At 73.8% G+C, this 18,125-nt stretch carries 4 protein-coding genes and 1 pseudogene; 3 read left to right on the top strand and 2 right to left on the bottom strand.

The genetic code is table 11. The annotated features are described in order from the left end of the window. Positions 1-17: 17 nt before the first annotated feature. Both ACIQMV_RS37205 and ACIQMV_RS37200 read right to left on the bottom strand, forming a co-directional pair. Entirely contained in the window at positions 18-9,569 is a 9,552-nt protein-coding gene (locus ACIQMV_RS37205) for a type I polyketide synthase (protein ID WP_402597508.1), read from the bottom strand. Positions 9,570-9,615: 46 nt separating this feature from the next. After that, positions 9,616-14,019 (bottom strand): annotated as a pseudogene (locus ACIQMV_RS37200) (beta-ketoacyl synthase N-terminal-like domain-containing protein); the annotation flags it as partial. Positions 14,020-14,400: 381 nt separating this feature from the next. On the opposite strand from ACIQMV_RS37200, the gene ACIQMV_RS37195 reads away from it, so the two are divergent. From ACIQMV_RS37195 to ACIQMV_RS37185, 3 genes are read left to right on the top strand one after another with little or no spacing between them, the layout of a single operon-like run. Then, on the top strand, positions 14,401-15,792 hold the full coding sequence (locus ACIQMV_RS37195) for a glycosyltransferase (RefSeq protein WP_402597507.1): 1,392 nt from the start codon (positions 14,401-14,403) through the stop codon (positions 15,790-15,792). 24 nt (positions 15,793-15,816) lie between these two features. Continuing rightward, complete coding sequence (locus tag ACIQMV_RS37190) at positions 15,817-16,875, top strand: DegT/DnrJ/EryC1/StrS family aminotransferase (protein WP_402597506.1); 1,059 nt, start codon at positions 15,817-15,819, stop codon at positions 16,873-16,875. Then, the gene (locus tag ACIQMV_RS37185; protein ID WP_402597504.1) at positions 16,875-18,074 is read left to right on the top strand and encodes a cytochrome P450; all 1,200 of its coding nucleotides are present in this window, start codon (positions 16,875-16,877) and stop codon (positions 18,072-18,074) included. Before ACIQMV_RS37190 ends, ACIQMV_RS37185 begins: the two co-directional genes overlap by 1 nt. Positions 18,075-18,125 lie beyond the last annotated feature (51 nt).

Raw genomic sequence — 18,125 nt, 5'->3', positions numbered from 1 at the left:
CGTGTTCCAGCTCTCTTTCAGTTCGCCGAGTTCTGGGCGGCCAGCCGCAGCAGCTCTTCGGCGTCCATGTCGTCGAGGGAGTCCGCCGTGTCGTCCGTGGCGGGGGCGCTGTCCTCAACGTCGTCGGACTCGGCGAGTTTCAGCACCATGTCGAGGAGGCCCGCCTTGCGCAGCCGTCCGATCGGGACGGTGGCCAGGGCCTCGCGGATGCGGGCGTCGGGGTCGTCGGCGCGGCCGGTGTCCGCGTCATCGGGTGCGGTGCCGTAGAGCAGCGAACCGATGTGCTGGGCGAGGGCCGCGGGGGTCGGGTAGTCGAAGACCAGGGCGGCCGGCAGGGGCAGCCCGAGGGCGGAGCGGAGCCGGTTGCGCAGTTCGACGGCGGTGACGGAGTCGAAGCCGACGTCGCGGAAGGCGCGGGAGGCGGGCACCGCGTCGGGGCTGTCGTGGCCGAGGGTCGCGGACGCCTCGGCGCGGACGGCTTCGACGAGGGCCCGGCCGCGTTCGGCGGTGGGCAGCCCGTCCAGGCGGGCGCGCAGCGGCGGTACGGCCGTGTCGGCGCCGCCGTCGGCCGGGCCCTCGTCGCTGAGGGCCGAGACGGCCTCCGGAACGGTGCTCAGCAGGGCGCTGGGGCGGTTCGCGGTGAAGGCGGGCGCGAACAGCTCCCAGTCCATCAGGGTGACGGCGAGCGCGGTGTCGTCGTCCTGAAGCATCCGGTCGAGCGCGCCCAGCGCGTGGGCCGGTTCCATGGCCAGGACGCCCTGGCGGACGAGCCGGTCGTGGACCTCGGGGTCGGTCGCCATGCCGACCTCGCCCCAGGTGCCCCAGGCGACCGACGAGGCGGTCAGACCGAGGGACCTGCGGTGCTCGGCGAGGGCGTCGAGGTAGGCGTTGGCGGCGGCGTAGCCGGGCTGGCCGCCGCTGCCCCAGACCGCGGCGCCGGACGAGAACAGAACGAACGCGTCCAGGTCGAGGTCGGCGGTCAGCTCGTGCAGGTGCCGGGCGGCGGTCAGCTTGGCGCGCATCAGCGCGTCGAGCTGGTCGAGCGTCAGGTCGGCGACCGGGGCGTCGCCGTGGGCGACACCGGCGGAGTGGAAGAGGGCGGTGAGCGGCGCGTCCTCGGGCAGGCCGGCCAGGAGCGCGGCGAGCGCGTCCCGGTCGGCGGCGTCGCACGCGGCGATGGTCACCCGGGCGCCCAGCTGCTCCAGTTCGGCGCGGAGTTCGGCCGCTCCCGGGGCGTCGGCGCCGCGCCGGCTGGTCAGCACCAGGTGTGCGGCGCCCTGTTCGGCGAGACGGCGGGCGACCCGGCCGCCGATGCCACCGGTGCCGCCGGTGACGAGGACGGAGCCGCGGACCGGCGGGCGCTTCCCCGAGCCGGGTACGGCCGGGGCGGCGTGGGCGAGGCGGCGGGCGAGGACGCCGGAGCCGCGGATCGCGAGCTGGTCCTCGCCGCCCGCGTCGGCGAGCAGTCCGGTGAGCCGGGCGGCGGCCCGGGTGTCGAGCGTCTCCGGCAGGTCGACGAGACCGCCCCACCGGTCGGGGTGTTCGAGGCCGATGACACGGCCCAGGCCCCACAACGCGCCCTGCTCGGGGCTGCTGAGGACGTCGCCGCGGCCGGCGGCGACACCGCCCCGGGTCAGGCACCACAGGGGCGCGGTGAGCCCCGCGTCGCCGAGGGCCTGGACGAGGGCGAGGGTCTGGGCGAGGCCCAGGGGCACGGATCCGAAGTCGGTGTGGAGTGCCTCGGCGGCGGCGAGCAGCGAGACCACGGCATGGAACTCGCCCTCGTCCTCGTCGAGTTGAGCGAGCTGCGCGGCCCAGGCGGCGCGGTCGGTGCCCTTGGCCTCGAAGAGGACGGTGTCCGGGCCGAGCGCGTCGAGGACGGAGGCGACCCAGGGGGCGCCCGCGTGGTCCGGCGAGATCACCGCAAGCAGCCGCCCGGCGGGCCGGGCCGTGCCGGGTTCGGCGGCGCGGTTCCACTCGACGTGGTAGCGCAGGGCGTCCACGCGGGAGCGGGTGAGGGAGCGGGTGCGCCAGGCGGACAGCGCGGGCAGTACGTCGCCGAGCCGGGCGGCGCCGTCGTCGGCGGGGAGGCCGAGTTCACCGGCGAGCGCGGCGAGGTCCTGGTGCTCGACCAGTTCCCAGAAGGCGGCGTCGGAGGCGTCGGCGGTGCCCGAGGCGGCGGCGGCCTTCGGCTCGGGCCAGAAGTCCTGCCGCTGGAAAGGGTAGGTCGGCAGGTCGACCGGCGCGTACGCGGGGCGGTCGAGGACGGTGGTCCAGTCGACGGCGATGCCGTGGGTGTGCGCCTCGGCGAGCGAGGTGAGGAACCGGCGGCGGTCGCCGTCGTCGCGGCGCAGCGTGCCGAGGACGGCACCGGTTTCGGCCACCTCCGGCTGAAGACTCTCCTGCGTCTCCTGGATCGGGGCGGCCAGCACCGGGTGCGGGCTGATCTCCACGAACACCCGGTGACCGGCGGCGATGAGGGCGCGGGTGGCGTCCTCCATCAGCACCGTCCGCCGCAGGTTGGTGTACCAGTAGGAGCCGTCGAAGGCCGCCTCGTCGAGCCGGGCGCCGGTGACGGTCGAGTAGAACGGCACCTCGGGGGTGCGGGGGCTGACGGGGGCCAGGACGCGGGCGAGTTCGTCGCGCACGGCCTCGACGTGCCGGCCGTGCGAGGCGTAGTCCACGGACACCCTGCGGGCGCGTACGTTCTGCTCGCGGCAGGTTCCGAGGAGTTCGTCGAGGGCGTCGGCGTCGCCGGAGACGATCACCGAGGAGGGGCCGTTGACGGCGGCGATGGACAGCGCCTCGCCCCAGGGTCCGAGGAGTTCGGTGACGCGTTCGGCGGGCGCGGAGACGGACATCATGCCGCCGAGCCCGGACAGCTGGGGCAGGGCCTGGCTGCGCAGCGCCACGACGAGGGCGGCGTCCTCGAGGCTGAGCGCCCCGGCGACGCAGGCGGCGGCGATCTCGCCCTGCGAGTGGCCGACCACGGCGGCCGGTTCCACGCCGTGCGCCCGCCACAGCGCGGTGAGCGCGACCATCATCGAGAACAGGGCGGGCTGGACCACGTCCACGCGCTCCATCAGCTCCGGGTCGCCCTCGCCGGACAGCACCTCGTGCAGGGACCAGTCGGTGTACGGGGCGAGCGCCGCGGCGCAGTCGTCGACGGCGGTGCGGAACACCTCGGAGGTGGCGAGGAGTTCCCGGCCCATCCCCCACCACTGGGAGCCCTGGCCCGGGTAGACGAAGACGGGTCCCGTGGAGTCCGGTCCTGCGGTGCCGGTGACGACGCCGGGGGCGGACGCGGAGGACACCACGGCTTCCAGGCCGCGGGCGAAGTCCTCGGGCCGGCTGCCGAGGACGACGGCGCGGTGGTCGAAGGCGGTCCGGGTGGTGGCCAGGGCGTGTCCGACGCGGGCGGGCGTGGCGGTGGCGCCGGCCGTCGCGGTCAGCAGCCGGGACGCCTGCTCGCGCAGCGCCCGCGCGGACTTGGCGGACAGCGGCCAGGGGACGAGCGGGGCGTCCTCGGGGTCCTCGGCCGGCTCCTCGACGGACTCCTCGGCGGGCGGGGCCTGCTCCAGGAGGAGGTGGGCGTTGGTGCCGCTGATGCCGAAGGAGGAGACACCGGCCCGGCGGGGGCGGTCCTCGGCGGCGGGCCAGGCGGTGCGCTCGCGCAGCAGGGTGACGGCGCCGGAGGTCCAGTCGACGTGGCTGGAGGGCTCGTCGACGTGCAGGGTGCCGGGCAGTTCGCCGGCCTGCATGGCCATCACCATCTTGATGACGCCGGCGACGCCCGCGGCGGCCTGGGTGTGGCCGATGTTGGACTTCACCGAGCCCAGCAGCAGCGGCGCTCCGCCGTCGCGGCCCTGGCCGTACGTGGCGAGCAGGGCGCCGGCCTCGATGGGGTCGCCGAGCTTGGTGCCGGTGCCGTGCGCCTCGACCACGTCGATGTCGTCGGTGCCGAGTCCGGCGTTGGCGAGGGCCTGGCGGATGACGCGCTGCTGGGAGACGCCGTTGGGGGCGGTCAGGCCGTTGGAGGCGCCGTCCTGGTTGATGGCGGAGCCGCGGACGACGGCGAGGACCCGGTGGCCGTGGCGGCGGGCGTCGGAGAGCTTCTCCAGCAGGACGACGCCGACGCCCTCGGCGAGGGTCATGCCGTCGGCGGCCTCCGCGAACGGCTTGCAGCGGCCGTTCTTGGCCAGCGCCCGCTGCCGGCTGAAGCCGACGAACGCGTGCGGGGTGGCCATGACGGCGGCGCCGCCGGCCAGGGCGAGGCTGCTCTCGCCGCTGCGCAGGGACTGGCAGGCCAGGTGCATCGCGACCAGGGAGGAGGAGCAGGCGGTGTCGACGGTGACCGCCGGGCCTTCGAGTCCGAGCAGGTAGGAGACACGGCCGGACAGCACACTGGCCGCGGTGCCGGTCATCATGTGCACCTCGGTGCCCTCGGTGCCGTTCTGGACGCTGCTGGAGTAGTCCTGGTAGCTGGCGCCGAAGAAGGTGCCGGTGGCGCTGGAGCGCAGCGACTCGGGGTCGATGCCGGCCCGCTCCAGGACCTCCCAGGAGGTTTCGAGGAGCAGCCGCTGCTGCGGGTCCATCGACAGGGCCTCGCGGGGCGAGATGCCGAAGAACCCGGGGTCGAAGCCGGCCGCCTCGTGCAGGAACCCGCCGTGCACGGAGTAGGTGCGGCCCTGCCGGTCGGGGTCGGGGTCGTAGAGGCCGTGGGCGTCCCAGCCGCGTCCGGCGGGGAACTCGGAGATGGCGTCGGCGCCGTCGAGGGCGAGCCGCAGCAGCTCCTCCGGGGTGCTCGCGCCGCCGGGGAAGCGGCAGCTCATGCCGACGATGACGATCGGGTCGTCGTCGGCGCCGGCGACCGCGGCGGCGGGCCGGTCGCCGGCCGTGCCGGTGGTGCCGAGCGCGGTGGACTTGAGGAAGGTGGCGAGCGCGACCGCGTTCGGGTGGTCGAAGACCATGGTGGACGGCAGGGTGAGCCCGGTCGCGGCGACGAGGCGGTTGCGCAGGTCGACGGCGGTCACCGAGTCGAAGCCGATGTCGCGGAAGGCGCGGCGCTCCGGGACGGTGTCGGCGGAGGCGTGGCCGAGGACGGCGGAGGTCTCCTCGCGGACCAGGGCGAGCGCGATCCGGTCCTGCTCGGCGGCGGACACACCCTGGAGGCGGGCGGCCAGGCCGCTGGTGGCGGTGGCCGTCGCGGCGGGCGCGGCCCGGTCGGCCAGCAGCCGCGCGACCTCGGGGATCCGGTCGAACAGATGCGAGGGGCGTCCCGCGGTGAAGACGTCGTGGTACGTGCCCCAGTCGATGTCCATGAGGCCGATGACGGTCTCGTCGTCCTCCATGACGCGCTGGAGGGCGGTCAGCGCCAGCTCCGGGTCGAGGTACTCCAGGCCGCTGCGGCGGATCTGGTGGGGGTCGGCCAGCTCGCGTTCGAGGTCGTCGGGCCACTTGCCCCAGTGGATGGAGGTGGCGCGGGCGCCGCGGGCGCGGCGCTGTTCGGCGAGCGCGGACAGGTAGGCGTTGCCCGCCACGTACGCGGCGTGCACGCCGCTGCCCCACATGCCGGCGGTGGAGGAGTAGAGGACGAAGTCGTCCAGCTCCTCGTCGTCGAGGAGTTCGTCGAGGATCCGGGCGCCGGTGACCTTGGCGTGCACGACCTCGGCGAACGCGTCGACGGTGGTGTCGGCGAGGGCGGACAGTTCGATGACGGCGGCGGTGTGCACGACCGTGCGGACGGTGCGGCCCTCGGCGTTCAGGCCGTCGAGGAGGGCGGCGACCGCGTCGCGGTCGGTGATGTCGCAGGCCGCGAACTGCGTCTCGGTGCCCGCCGCTTCGAGTTCGGCGGCGAGTTCGGCCGCGCCGGGGGCGTCGGCGCCGCGACGGCTGAGCAGTACGAGGTGCTCGGCGCCGTGGGCGGACAGGTGCCGGGCGAGTCCGGGGGCGAGGGTGCCGGAGCCGCCGGTGACGAGGGTGGTGCCGCGCGGTGTCCAGGAGCGGGTCCTGCGGCGGGTGTCGCCGCTCGCGCGGATGACGCGGCGGGCGAGGACGCCGGCGGGCCGGATGGCGAGCTGGTCGTCGTCGCCGAGCGCGCCGGCGAGAGCGGCGGCGAGCCGCTGGGCGGTGCGGGTGTCGAGGATGCCGGGCAGGTCGATGACGCCGCCCCAGCGGTGGGGGTGTTCGACGGCGACGGTCCAGCCGAGACCGGCGACCTGGCTCTGCAGCGGCCGGGTGACGGGGTCGGACGGGCCGGTGGAGAAGGCGCCTCGGGTCAGGAACCACAGCGGGGCGCGGACGCCGGCCTCGCCGAGGGCCTGCGCCAGCGACACGGACAGCGCGAGTCCGAGGGTCAGTCCGGCGTGGCGGGCGGAGTCCTGTTCGGCGTCGGCGAGGACGGAGACGATGCCAGTGAGGCCGTCGGTGTCGGTCAGACGCTCACGCAGGACGGCGGGGTCGGTGCAGGTCTCGTCGAGGACGAGACGGCGCACCTGGGCGCCGCCCGCTTCCAGCGCCTCGGCGACGTCGGTGTCGTCGACGCCGTCGGTGGTGACCAGCAGCCAGGTGCCGTCGAGGGTGGCGCGGGGGACCCGGGCCAGCGGCTCCCAGGTGACCCGGTAGCGCCAGGAGTCGAGGGTGGAGCGCTCGCCGCGCGTGCGGCGCCAGGAGGCGAGGCCGGAGAGGATCGCGGCGACGGACTCCTCGTCCGTGCCGAGCGCTTCGGTGAGGGCGGAGACGTCCGCCTGCTCGACGGCCGCCCAGAACTCGGCGTCCATCGGTGCGGTGGCCGAACGGTCCACGACGGCACGGCTGATCCAGTAGCGCTCGTGCTGGAAGGCGTAGGTGGGCAGGTCGACACGGGAGGCACCGGTCCCCTCGAACAGGGCGGCCCAGTCGACGTCGACGCCGCGGACGCACACCTCGGCGGCGGACAGCAGGAAGCGGTCCAGACCGCCGTTGTCGCGGCGCAGGGTGCCGGAGGCCACGCCCACCACGCCGGCGTCGTCGATCATGTCCTGGACGGACATCGACAGCACGGGGTGGGAGCTGACCTCGATGAAGGCGCGGTGCTCGGCGGCGAGCAGACCGCGCACGGCGTCGGCGAACAGGACCCGGCCGCGCAGGCTGCGGTACCAGTAACCGGCATCCATGACGGTGGTGTCGAGCCAGTCGCCGGTGACCGTGGAGAGCAGCGGGATCTCGGACGCGACCGGCGCGACCTCCGCCAGCAACTCCAGGATCTCGTCGTGCAGGTCCTCGACGTGGTGGGAGTGCGAGGCGTAGTCCACGGGGACGCGGCGCACGCGCACGTCCTCGGCGGTGAGCAGGTCGGACAGCTCGTCCAGGACGCCGGGTTCGCCGGAGACCACGCAGGAACGGGGGCCGTTCTCGGCGGCGACGGACACCCGCCCCCCGAACGCCTCCAAACGGGCCTCCACATCGGCGACCGGCAGCGCCACCGACATCATCCCGCCCCGGCCCGCGAGACTGCGCCCGATGGCCTGGCTCCGCAGCGCCACCACCCGGGCACCGTCACGCAGCGACAACGCACCGGACACCACGGCAGCGGCGATCTCACCCTGCGAGTGACCCACCACCGCGTCCGGCTCCACACCCTGCGCACGCCACACCGCCGCCAGCGACACCATCACCGCGAACGACGCCGGCTGGACCACATCCACGCGCTCCAGCGTCGGCGCGCCCGCCACGCCCCGCAGCACGTCGATCAGGTTCCAGTCGGTGAACTCGGCGAGCGCGGCGGCACACTCGGCGATCCGCTCCGCGAACACCGGCGACTCGTCCAGGAGTTGCGCACCCATGCCCACCCACTGCGAGCCCTGACCGGGGAACACGAAGACCGTGCGGCCCTCGACGTCGGCGGCGCCCTCGACGAGTCCGCTCCAGGACTGGCCCTCGGCCAGCGCGCGGCTGCCGGCGAGCAGGTCGTCGCGGCCGGCCGCGACGACGACGGCCCGGCGCTCCAGCAGGGCCCGGGAGGAGAGCAGGCTGTGGCCGACGTCCTGGGGACGTGGCTCGGTGTCGGCGTCGAGGCGGGTGACGAGGGCGGCGGCCTGGTCGCGGAGCGCCTGCTCGGATTGGGCGGAGAGCAGCCACGGCAGCGCGCCCGGCACGACGGCCGGCCGCTGCGGGGTGTCCTCGGCCCCGGCGTCCTCGGCGGGCACGGGGGCCTGTTCCAGTACGGCGTGGGCGTTGGTGCCGCTGATGCCGAACGAGGACACGGCGGCCCGGCGCGGACGGCCGGTCTCCGGCCAGACGGTGGCCTCGCCCAGGAGGCGGACATGCCCCGACTCCCAGTCGACGTGGGTGGAGGGTGACGCGGCGTGCAGGGTCCGGGGCAGCACGCCGTGACGCAGCGCCATGACCATCTTGATGACGCCCGCGACACCCGCGGCGGCCTGGGTGTGGCCGATGTTGGACTTCAGCGAGCCCAGCCACAGGGGCTGTTCGGGGCCGTGCTCCTGGCCGTAGGTGGCGAGCAGGGCCTGGGCCTCGATGGGGTCGCCGAGGCGGGTGCCGGTGCCGTGCGCCTCGACGGCGTCGACGTCGGCGCCGGTGAGGCCGCAGTTGCCCAGGGCCTGGCGGATGACCTGTTCCTGGGCGCGGCCGTTGGGGGCGGTCAGGCCGTTGGAGGCGCCGTCCTGGTTGACGGCGGAGCCGCGCAGCACGGCGAGCACGGGGTGGCCGTTGCGGACGGCGTCGGAGAGCCGTTCGACGACGAGGACACCGACGCCCTCGCCCCAGCCGGTGCCGTCGGCCTCGTCGGAGAACGCCTTGCAGCGGCCGTCGGGGGCCAGGCCGCCCTGGGCGCTGAACTCCACGAAGACGGACGGCTCGGCGAGGATGGTGACGCCGCCGACGACGGCGAGCGAGGACTCCCCGCTGCGCAGCGACCGGGCCGCCATGTGCAGGGCGACGAGGGAGGAGGAGCACGCGGTGTCGACGGTGACCGCCGGGCCCTCCAGACCGTAGACGTAGGAGAGACGGCCGGACAGCACGCTGGCGGCGGTGCCGGTCAGGGCGTGACCGTGGAGTTCGGCGGCGGTGTCCGCGGAGGGGGCGCCCCAGTGGTAGGAGCCCACGAACACGCCGGTCGAGCTGCCGCGCAGGGAGGTGGGGGCGATACCGGCCCGCTCCAGGGCCTCCCAGGAGACTTCGAGCAGCAGGCGCTGCTGCGGGTCCATGGCGGTCGCCTCACGCGGCGATATGCCGAAGAACCCGGCGTCGAAGTCGGTGGCCTCGTAGAGGAATCCGCCTTCGTGTGTGGAACTGCTTCCCTCACCGTTTCCGGTGAGCGCCTCGATGTCCCAGCCGCGGTCGGCGGGAAATCCGGAAATGGCGTCCCCGCCGGATTCCACGAGTTCCCACAGGGATTCCGGCGAGCTCACTCCGCCGGGCAGCCGGCAGCTCATTCCGACGATCGCGACGGGCTCGTTGTCGCGGGATTCCAACTCGCCTATACGGCGGCGGGCGCGTCGCAGATCGTTGGTGACCCGGCGAAGGTAGTCGACAACTTTTTCCTGCTGGTTCTGCTGGGGTTCCGGCATCGAGTCCGTCCTCGTCATCGGGTCGCGAACGAAAGCTGGGAATCCGCTATGTGGTTTCGAACTCTTCATCGATGATGTCGAGCAGCCTGTCGACCGACACCGAGCCGATGTCCTCGTCGGAGAAGTCCTCCCGCGGGGCGGAGTTCCGGCGGAGCGAGGCGACGAGTGCGTCCAGGCGGTCGGCGACGGCCCGGCGTTCGGGGTCGTCGTCCGGCAGGGTCCGTACGACGGCCTCGAACCTGGTGAGTTCGTCGTCGCACGATCCCTGCGGCGGGGAGCCGGACGCGACGAGGAGTTCCCCGATGCGCCGGGCGGCGCGTTCGGGGGTGGGGAAGTTGAAGACGAGGGTGGCCGGCAGCCGCAGTCCGGTCAGCGCGGTGAGGCGGTCGCCGAGTTCCACGCCGGCCAGCGAGTCGAAGCCCAGTTCCTTGAACACCGCGCGGGGTCCGACCGCGTCCGGGCCCAGATGGCCGAGGACCGCCGCCGCCTGGGTCCGCACCAGGCCGATGAGCCGGCGTTCGCGCTCGGCCGGTGCCAGGGCCGCCATCTCGGCCGCGAAGGTGTCGGGCGCCGGGGCGGCGGACGGCTCGGCGGGGGCGGCGCCGGGTACGGCGGCGACGGGCCGGGTGGGGCGCGGGGCCGCGGTGTTCTGGATCCGGGTGCGTGTGGGCGGCCTGGGGGCGGTGCGCTCCTGCTCGGTGAGCTGCCGTACGACGACGGCGTCGGCGGTGAGCACCGGGGCGCCGGTGACGTCGGCGGCGGTCAGGGTCAGGGCGCCGTCGTCGGCGGAGCCGATCCGCACCCGCAGGGCGGTGGCGCCGACGGCGTGCAGCCGGACCCCGCGCCAGGCGACGGGGAGCGTGCCGGTCGTGGTGAGGGCGGCGTGCCGGACGGCGTCGAGGAGCGCGGGGTGCACCCCGTAGGCGTCGGGGCCGTCGGTGGTGCCGGCCGGGAGTTCGACCTCGGCGAGGACCGCCCCGTCGTGGTGCCAGGCGGCGCGCAGGCCGCGGAAGGCGGGTCCGAGGTCGAGGCCGTCGTCGACGAGCCGCTCGTAGTGGTCGTCGAGGTCGAGGGGTTCGGCGCCCGGCGGGGGCCAGGCGGTCGCGAAGGAGGTGTCGGGGGCCGCGGCGGTGCCGGGCGCGGTGCCGAGGAGGCCGCCGGCCCGCTGGGTCCAGGGCTCGGTGGGAGTGCTGCCCGGCCGGGAGTGGACGGTGACGGTGCGCCGGCCGGCCTCGTCGGCGGAGCCGACCCGGACCTGGAGGTTCAGGGTGTCACCGCTGTGCAGGACGGGCGCCTCGACCAGGGCGAGTTCGTGCAGGACGTCGCATCCGGTGTCGTCGCCCGCGCGGACGGCGAGTTCCACGAACACCGCGGCGGGCAGCAGGACGCGTCCGGCGACGGCGTGGTCGGCGAGCCAGGGGTGGGTGGCGACGGAGAGCGTCGCGACGGACACCGTGCCGCCGTCGGCGAGTTCGACGGCCGGGCCGAGCATCGGGTGGCCGCCGCCCGCGGGGACGATGGCGCCGGGCCGGGCCGGGGCGGGCCAGTGCCGGGCGCGCTGGAAGGCGTACGTCGGCAGGTCGGTGCGGCGGGCTCCGGTGCCGGTGTAGAGGGCGGACCAGTCGACGGGCACGCCGAGGACGTAGAGCCGGCCGAGCGCGGCGGTGAGGGCCGTCTCCTCGGGCTGGTCCTTGCGGAGGGTGGGGACGGCGTCGACCGGGGTGTCCGGGCCGAGGACGGTGCGGGCGAGGGCGGTGAGGACGCTGCCGGGTCCCAGCTCGATCAGCAGGTCGGTGCCGTGCTCACGCAGGGCCGTCACGCCGTCGGCGAAGCGGACGGTGCCGCGTACGTGCCGTACCCAGTACTCGGGGGTGGCGATCTCGGCACCGGCCAGTTCACCGGTGAGGTTGGACATGACCGGCAGCGTCGGCTCGTGGAAGGTGAGCTGGGCGACGACGTCCCGGAAGGCGTCGAGCATCGGCTCCATGAGCGGGGAGTGGAAGGCGTGCGAGACCGCGAGGCGGCTGGTGCGGCGGCCCTGGGCGGCGAAGTGGGCGGCGACCCGCTCCACGGCGTCCTCGGTGCCGGAGACGACGACCGCGGTGGGGCCGTTGACGGCGGCGAGCGAGACGTCGCCGCCGAGCAGCGGGAGGACCTCGTCCTCGGCCGCCTCGACGGCGGACATGGCGCCGCCGGCGGGCAGCGCCTGCATCAGGGTGGCGCGGGCGGCGACCAGCCGGCAGGCGTCCGCCAGCGACAGCGCCCCGGCGACGTGCGCGGCGGTGATCTCGCCGACGGAGTGGCCGCCGACGGCGTCGGGGCGCAGTCCGAAGGACTCGGCGAGCCGGTAGAGGGCGACCTCGAAGGCGAACAGCGCGGGCTGGGTCCACCCGGTGCGGTCGAGTTCGGCGGGGTCCTCGCCCCACATCACGGACCGCACCGGACGCTCCATCTCGGGGTCCAGGGCGGCCAGGACGGTCTCCAGGGCCTCGGCGAACACCGGGAAGCGGGCAGCGAGTTCACGGCCCATGCCGAGCCGCTGGGAGCCCTGTCCCGAGAACAGGACGGCGGTGCTACGGGGGGCGGCCTCACCACGGGCGCGCTCCACGACGCCGTCGCCGGACGGCGTGAGGACCGCGCGGTGGCGCAGCGCGGCCCGGCCGGTGGCCAGGGAGTGGCCGACGTCCAGCGGGTCGAGACCGGGGTGGTCCCGGACGAAGGAGGTGAGGCGGTCGATCTGGGCGTCGAGGGCCTCCGGAGAGGCCCCGGACACCGGCCACGCGACGGCGTCGGCCGCGGGCACGAGGGCGGTGGGGGCGGCGAGTTGAGCGGCGGGCTCGGCGGCCGAGGCGCCGGGGCGGTCGACGGACCCGGCGTCAACGGCGACGACGGCGGAGGTGCCGGCGGGCTTCCCTGCGGGGGCAGCGCGCCGCGCGACGGAGTCGATGGCCGAGGTCGCGGGCCGCTCGGCGGCCGAGGCCGCGCCTCGGCGGGCAGGCTCGGCGGCGGAGACGCCGGAACGGTCGGCGAACCCGGCGTCAACGGCGACGACGGCGGAGGTGCCGGCGGGCTCCCCGGCGGGGGCAGCGCGCCGCTCGGCGGGCTCGGCGGCCGAGGCGGTTCGGCGACCGACGGGCCCGGCGGGGACAGCGGTGGCGGGCTCGGTCGCCGGTGCTTCCTCCACGATGACGTGTGCGTTCGTGCCGCTGATGCCGAAGGAGGAGACGGCGGCCCGGCGCGGGCGGCCGGTGCCGGGCCAGGGCAGGGCCTCGGTGAGGAGTTCGACGGCGCCGGCCGGCCAGTCGACGTGCCGGGTGGGGGCGGAGACGTTCAGGGTCCGCGGCATCAGGCCGTGGCGCATCGCCTGGACGGCCTTGATGAGTCCGCCGATGCCGGCGGCGGCCTGCGCGTGCCCGATGTTCGACTTCAGGGAGCCGAGGCGCAGCGGCTGTCCGCCGTCGCGGTCCTGGCCGTAGGTGGCGATCAGGGCCCGGGCCTCGACGGGGTCGCCGAGCCGGGTGCCGGTGCCGTGGGCCTCGACGAGGTCGATGTCGGCGGGATCGAGTCCGGCGTCGGCGAGGGCCTCGCGGACGACGCGTTCCTGGGCCGGTCCGCTGGGGGCGGTGAGGCCGCCGGAGGCGCCGTCCTGGTTGACGGCGGTGCCGCGCAGCACGGCGAGCACCCGGTGCCCGGCGGCGCGGGCGGTGGACAGGCGCTCCAGCACGACCATGCCGGCGCCCTCCGCCCAGGTGGTGCCGTCGGCGTCGTCGGAGAAGACCTTGCAGCGGCCGTCGGCGGCGAGTCCGCCCTGCCGGGTGTAGGCGATGAACCCGACCGGCGTGGACATCACGGTGACGCCGCCGGCCAGGGCGGTGGCGCACTCCCCCGACCGCAGCGAGCGCAGCGCGTAGTGGAGGGCGACCAGGGACGAGGAGGACGCCGTGTCGAGGGTGACGGCGGGTCCTTCGAGGCCGAGGAAGTAGGCGAGCCGCCCGGAGGCGATGCTCGGCGACAGGCCGGTGAGGGCGTGTCCGGTGAGGTCCTCGGAGGAGGTGTTGGTGACGGCCGCGTAGTCCTGGCCGTTGGTGCCGACGAAGACGCCGGTGCGGGTGCCCCGCAGGGTGTGGGGGTCGATGCCGGCGTGTTCCAGGGCCTCCCAGGAGGTCTCCAGGACGAGCCGCTGCTGCGGGTCGGTGGAGACGGCCTCGCGGGGCGACATCCCGAAGAAGCCGGCGTCGAAGTCGGCGGCCGCGGCGAGGAATCCGCCTCGGTGGGTCACGCTGTGGCCGGGCCCGTCACCGGTCAGGGCGGCCAGGTCCCAGCCGCGGTCGCCGGGGAACGGCCCGGTGGCGTCGCGGCCGGCACGGACCAGTTCCCACAGGTCCTCGGGTCCCTCGACGCCGCCCGGAAAGCGGCAGGCCATTCCGACGACCACCACCGGGTCCTCGTCGGCTCCGATCGTCATGCCTCGCTCACCCCTGCGGAAAAGTCGGTCCTGTGGCCACCTCTGCCTGCCGGATCGTAGGGGCGCGAAGGCTGTACTTTTCCCTAAGGAATCTCTCCGTTCGGCGCCTGACCGTGCCCGAACGGCACCGAAAACCCCCGCTCTCGGGCGAAGACTAGGGATTCCCCGGACCCTGGCGTGAGACGAAGTCAGCGGCACGCTTCTCCCGAGCGGCACGGTGCGCCGCGCGGCGGGGTCGGCGGTGTCCTGTGACGGCGTGCGCGACAGGCGGCGGCGTCGGCGAATGCGGTCATCCGGCGACATTCGGTGGGTGGACGCGAGGCGTGCGGGCCCGCGCGGTCCGCCACTTTCCGAAGGGTGTTGTCCATGGGCGCGCACAGGCGGCCGATCCTGTTCGTCAGTTATGCCGAAAGCGGTCTTCTCAATCCGCTGCTCGTACTGGCCGAGGAATTGTCCCGGCGCGGTGTGGAGGATCTGTGGTTCGCCACGGACGAGAAGGGGCGGGACCAGATCGAGTCGTCGTCGGTGGGCAGTTCGCTGCGGTTCGCCTCGCTCGGCGACACCGTGTCGCAGATGTCGGCGGTCACCTGGGACGACGACACCTATGCCGAGGTGACGCAGCGGTCCCGTTTCAAGGCGCACCGCGCGGTGATCCGGCACTCCTTCGCGCCTGAGACCCGGGTGGAGAAGTACCGGGCGCTGGAGAAGGTCGTCGAGGAGGTCCAGCCCGCCCTGATGGTGATCGAGAGCATGTGCCAGTTCGGGTACGAGCTGGCGATCACCAAGAAGATCCCGTTCGTGCTCGGGGTGCCGTTCCTGCCGAGCAACGTGCTGACCTCGCACGTGCCGTTCGCCAAGTCGTACACGCCGTCCGGGTTCCCGGTGCCGCACTCGGGCCTGCCCGGAAGCATGACGATCGCCCAGCGCGTGGAGAACGAGCTGTTCCGGGTGCGCACGCTCGGGATGTTCATGTCGAAGGAGATGCGCGAGGTCGTCGAGGAGGACAACCGCATCCGCGGCGAGCTGGGCATCTCTCCCGAGGCGCGGCAGATGATGGCGCGCATCGACCACGCCGAGCAGGTGCTGTGCTACTCGGTGCCCGAACTGGACTACCCGTTCCCGATGCACGAGAAGGTGCGGCTGGTGGGCACGCTGGTGCCGCCGCTGCCGCAGGCGCCGGACGATGACGGGCTGTCGGACTGGCTGACGGAGCAGAAGTCCGTGGTCTTCATGGGCTTCGGCACCATCACCCGGCTCACCCGGGAGCAGGTCGCCTCGCTGGTCGAGGTGGCCCGCCGGCTGGAGGGCGAGGGCCACCAGGTGCTGTGGAAGCTGCCGCGCGAGCAGCAGCACCTGCTGCCCCCGGCCGGGGAACTGCCCGCGAACCTGCGGATCGAGAGCTGGGTTCCCTCGCAGCTGGACGTGCTGGCCCACCCGAACGTCAAGGTGTTCTTCACGCACGCCGGCGGCAACGGCTACCACGAGGGCCTGTACTTCGGAAAGCCGCTGGTGGTACGGCCGTTGTGGGTGGACTGCGACGACCAGGCCGTGCGCGGCCAGGACTTCGGCGTGAGCCTGACCGTCGACCGCCCCGAGACCGTGGACACGGACGACGTCCTCGACAAGATCACCCGCGTGCTCGACGAGCCGTCCTTCACCGAACGCGCCGAGTACTACGCCGGGTTGCTGAAGGCCGCGGGCGGTCGTACCGCCGCCGCGGACCTGCTGCTCGGCCTCCCCGTCCTGGCAAACGACTGACCGAGGAATTCGAGGAAGTCAAGGATGTCCTATACGTATCCGGTCTCCATGCCGTGGCTGAAGGGCCGCGAGCTCGAGTATGTGACGGAGGCCGTCGGCGGCGGCTGGATCTCGTCGCAGGGCCCCTACGTCCGGCGGTTCGAGGAGGCGTTCGCCGCCTACAACGACATGCCGCACGGTGTCGCCTGTTCCTCGGGCACCACCGCGCTGACGCTGGCGCTGCGGGCGCTGGGCGTCGGCCCCGGCGACGAGGTGATCGTCCCGGAGTTCACGATGATCGCCTCCGCGTGGGCCGTCACCTACACGGGGGCGACCCCGGTGTTCGTGGACTGCGGCGACGACCTGAACATCGACGTCTCCCGCATCGAGGAGAAGATCACCCCGCGCACCAAGGTGATCATGCCGGTGCACATCTACGGCCGGCAGTGCGACATGGACGCCATCATGAACCTGGCGTACGAGTACAACCTGCGGGTCGTCGAGGACTCGGCCGAGGCGCACGGGGTGCGGCCGGTGGGCGACATCGCCTGCTTCTCGCTGTTCGCCAACAAGATCATCACGGCGGGTGAGGGCGGGGTGTGCCTGACCCGGGACGCCCATCTGGCCGAGCAGATGGCGCATCTGCGGGCGATGGCGTTCACCAAGGACCACAGCTTCCTGCACAAGAAGCTGGCCTACAACTACCGCATGACGAACATGCAGGCCGCGGTGGCGCTCGCGCAGACCGAGCAGCTGGACACCATCCTCGCGACCCGCCGCGACATCGAGAAGCGCTACGACGAAGCGCTGCGGGACGTGCCCGGCATCACGCTGATGCCGGCCCGCGACGTGCTGTGGATGTACGACCTGCGGGCCGAGCGGAGCGAGGAGCTGCGCGCGTACCTGGCCGACCAGGGCGTCGAGACCCGGGTGTTCTTCAAGCCGATGAGCCGCCAGCCGGGATACTACGACGCCGACTGGCCGTCGCTGAACGCCTCCCGGCTCGGCGAGGACGGGTTCTACCTGCCCACGCACACCGGACTGACCGCGCAGGAGCAGGAGTTCATCACCGACCGGATTCGCGACTTCTACGGAGCCACGTGATGACCGCCGACGCCGAGACGACGACCTTCGCTCCGGGCTGCCCGGTCGCCTTCCCGCTGCGGCGGCCGGGACGTCCGTTCCCGCCGCCGGAGTACGCCGACTACCGGGCGGGCGAGGGCCTGGTGCGCTCCGAACTGCCCGCCAGCGGCCCGGTGTGGCTGGTGACGCGGCACGAGGACGTGCGGGCCGTGCTGACGGACTCCCGGATCAGCGCGGACCCCTCCCGTCCCGGCTTCCCGAGGGCGCGACGCACCGGCGGCGCCCCCTCGCAGTCGGAGGTCCCGGGCTGGTTCGTGGCGCTGGATCCCCCGGAGCACGACCGGTTCCGCAAGACGCTGATCCCGGAGTTCACCGTGCGCAAGGTGCGGGAGCTGCGTCCGGCGATCCAGCAGATCGTGGACGAGCGGATCGACGCGATGCTCGCCGCGGGCAACTCGGCCGATCTGATCGCGGACTTCGCGCTGTCCGTGCCGTCGCTGGTCATCTCCGACCTGCTCGGGGTGCCCAAGGCGGACCGGGACTTCTTCGAGGCGAAGACGAGGGTTCTGGTGACCCTCAGCTCCACCGACGAGGAACGCGACGCGGCCTCCAAGGCGCTGCTGCGTTATCTGAACCGGCTCATCCAGATCAAGGACCGCCGCCCCGGCGAGGACCTGATCAGCCGGCTGATCCAGGCCGGCACCATGTCCCGGCAGGAGCTGTCCGGGGTGTCGATGCTCCTGCTCATCGCGGGGCACGAGACCACGGCGAACAACATCGGCCTGGGCGTCGTCCAGTTGCTGACCAACCCGCAGTGGATCGGCGACGACCGCATCGTGGAGGAGATGCTGCGCTACTACTCGGTCGCCGACCTGGTGTCCTTCCGGGTGGCGGTGGAGGACGTGGAGATCGGCGGACAGCTGGTCCGGGCCGGTGAGGGCATCGTGCCGCTGATCGCCGCGGCCAACCACGACGGTTCGGTCTTCGACAAGCCCGAGGAGTTCAACCCGGAGCGTTCCGCGCGCTCGCACGTGGCGTTCGGCTACGGCGTCCACCAGTGCCTCGGGCAGAACCTGGTGCGGGTGGAGATGGAGATCGCCTACCGGACCCTGTTCGAGCGCATCCCGACCCTCGAACTGGCCGTGCCGGTCGAAGAGTTGTCCCTGAAGTACGACGGCGTGCTGTTCGGTCTGCACGAGCTGCCCGTCACCTGGAGCTGAGCGACGGGCCGGCCGCCGCGGCGGTCGGCCCGGTGGAACGACCCTGGAGGA

The organism is Streptomyces sp. NPDC091412 (assembly GCF_044756885.1).
Classification (GTDB): domain Bacteria; phylum Actinomycetota; class Actinomycetes; order Streptomycetales; family Streptomycetaceae; genus Streptomyces.
This window is presented reverse-complemented; position numbering and strand designations above follow the sequence as displayed.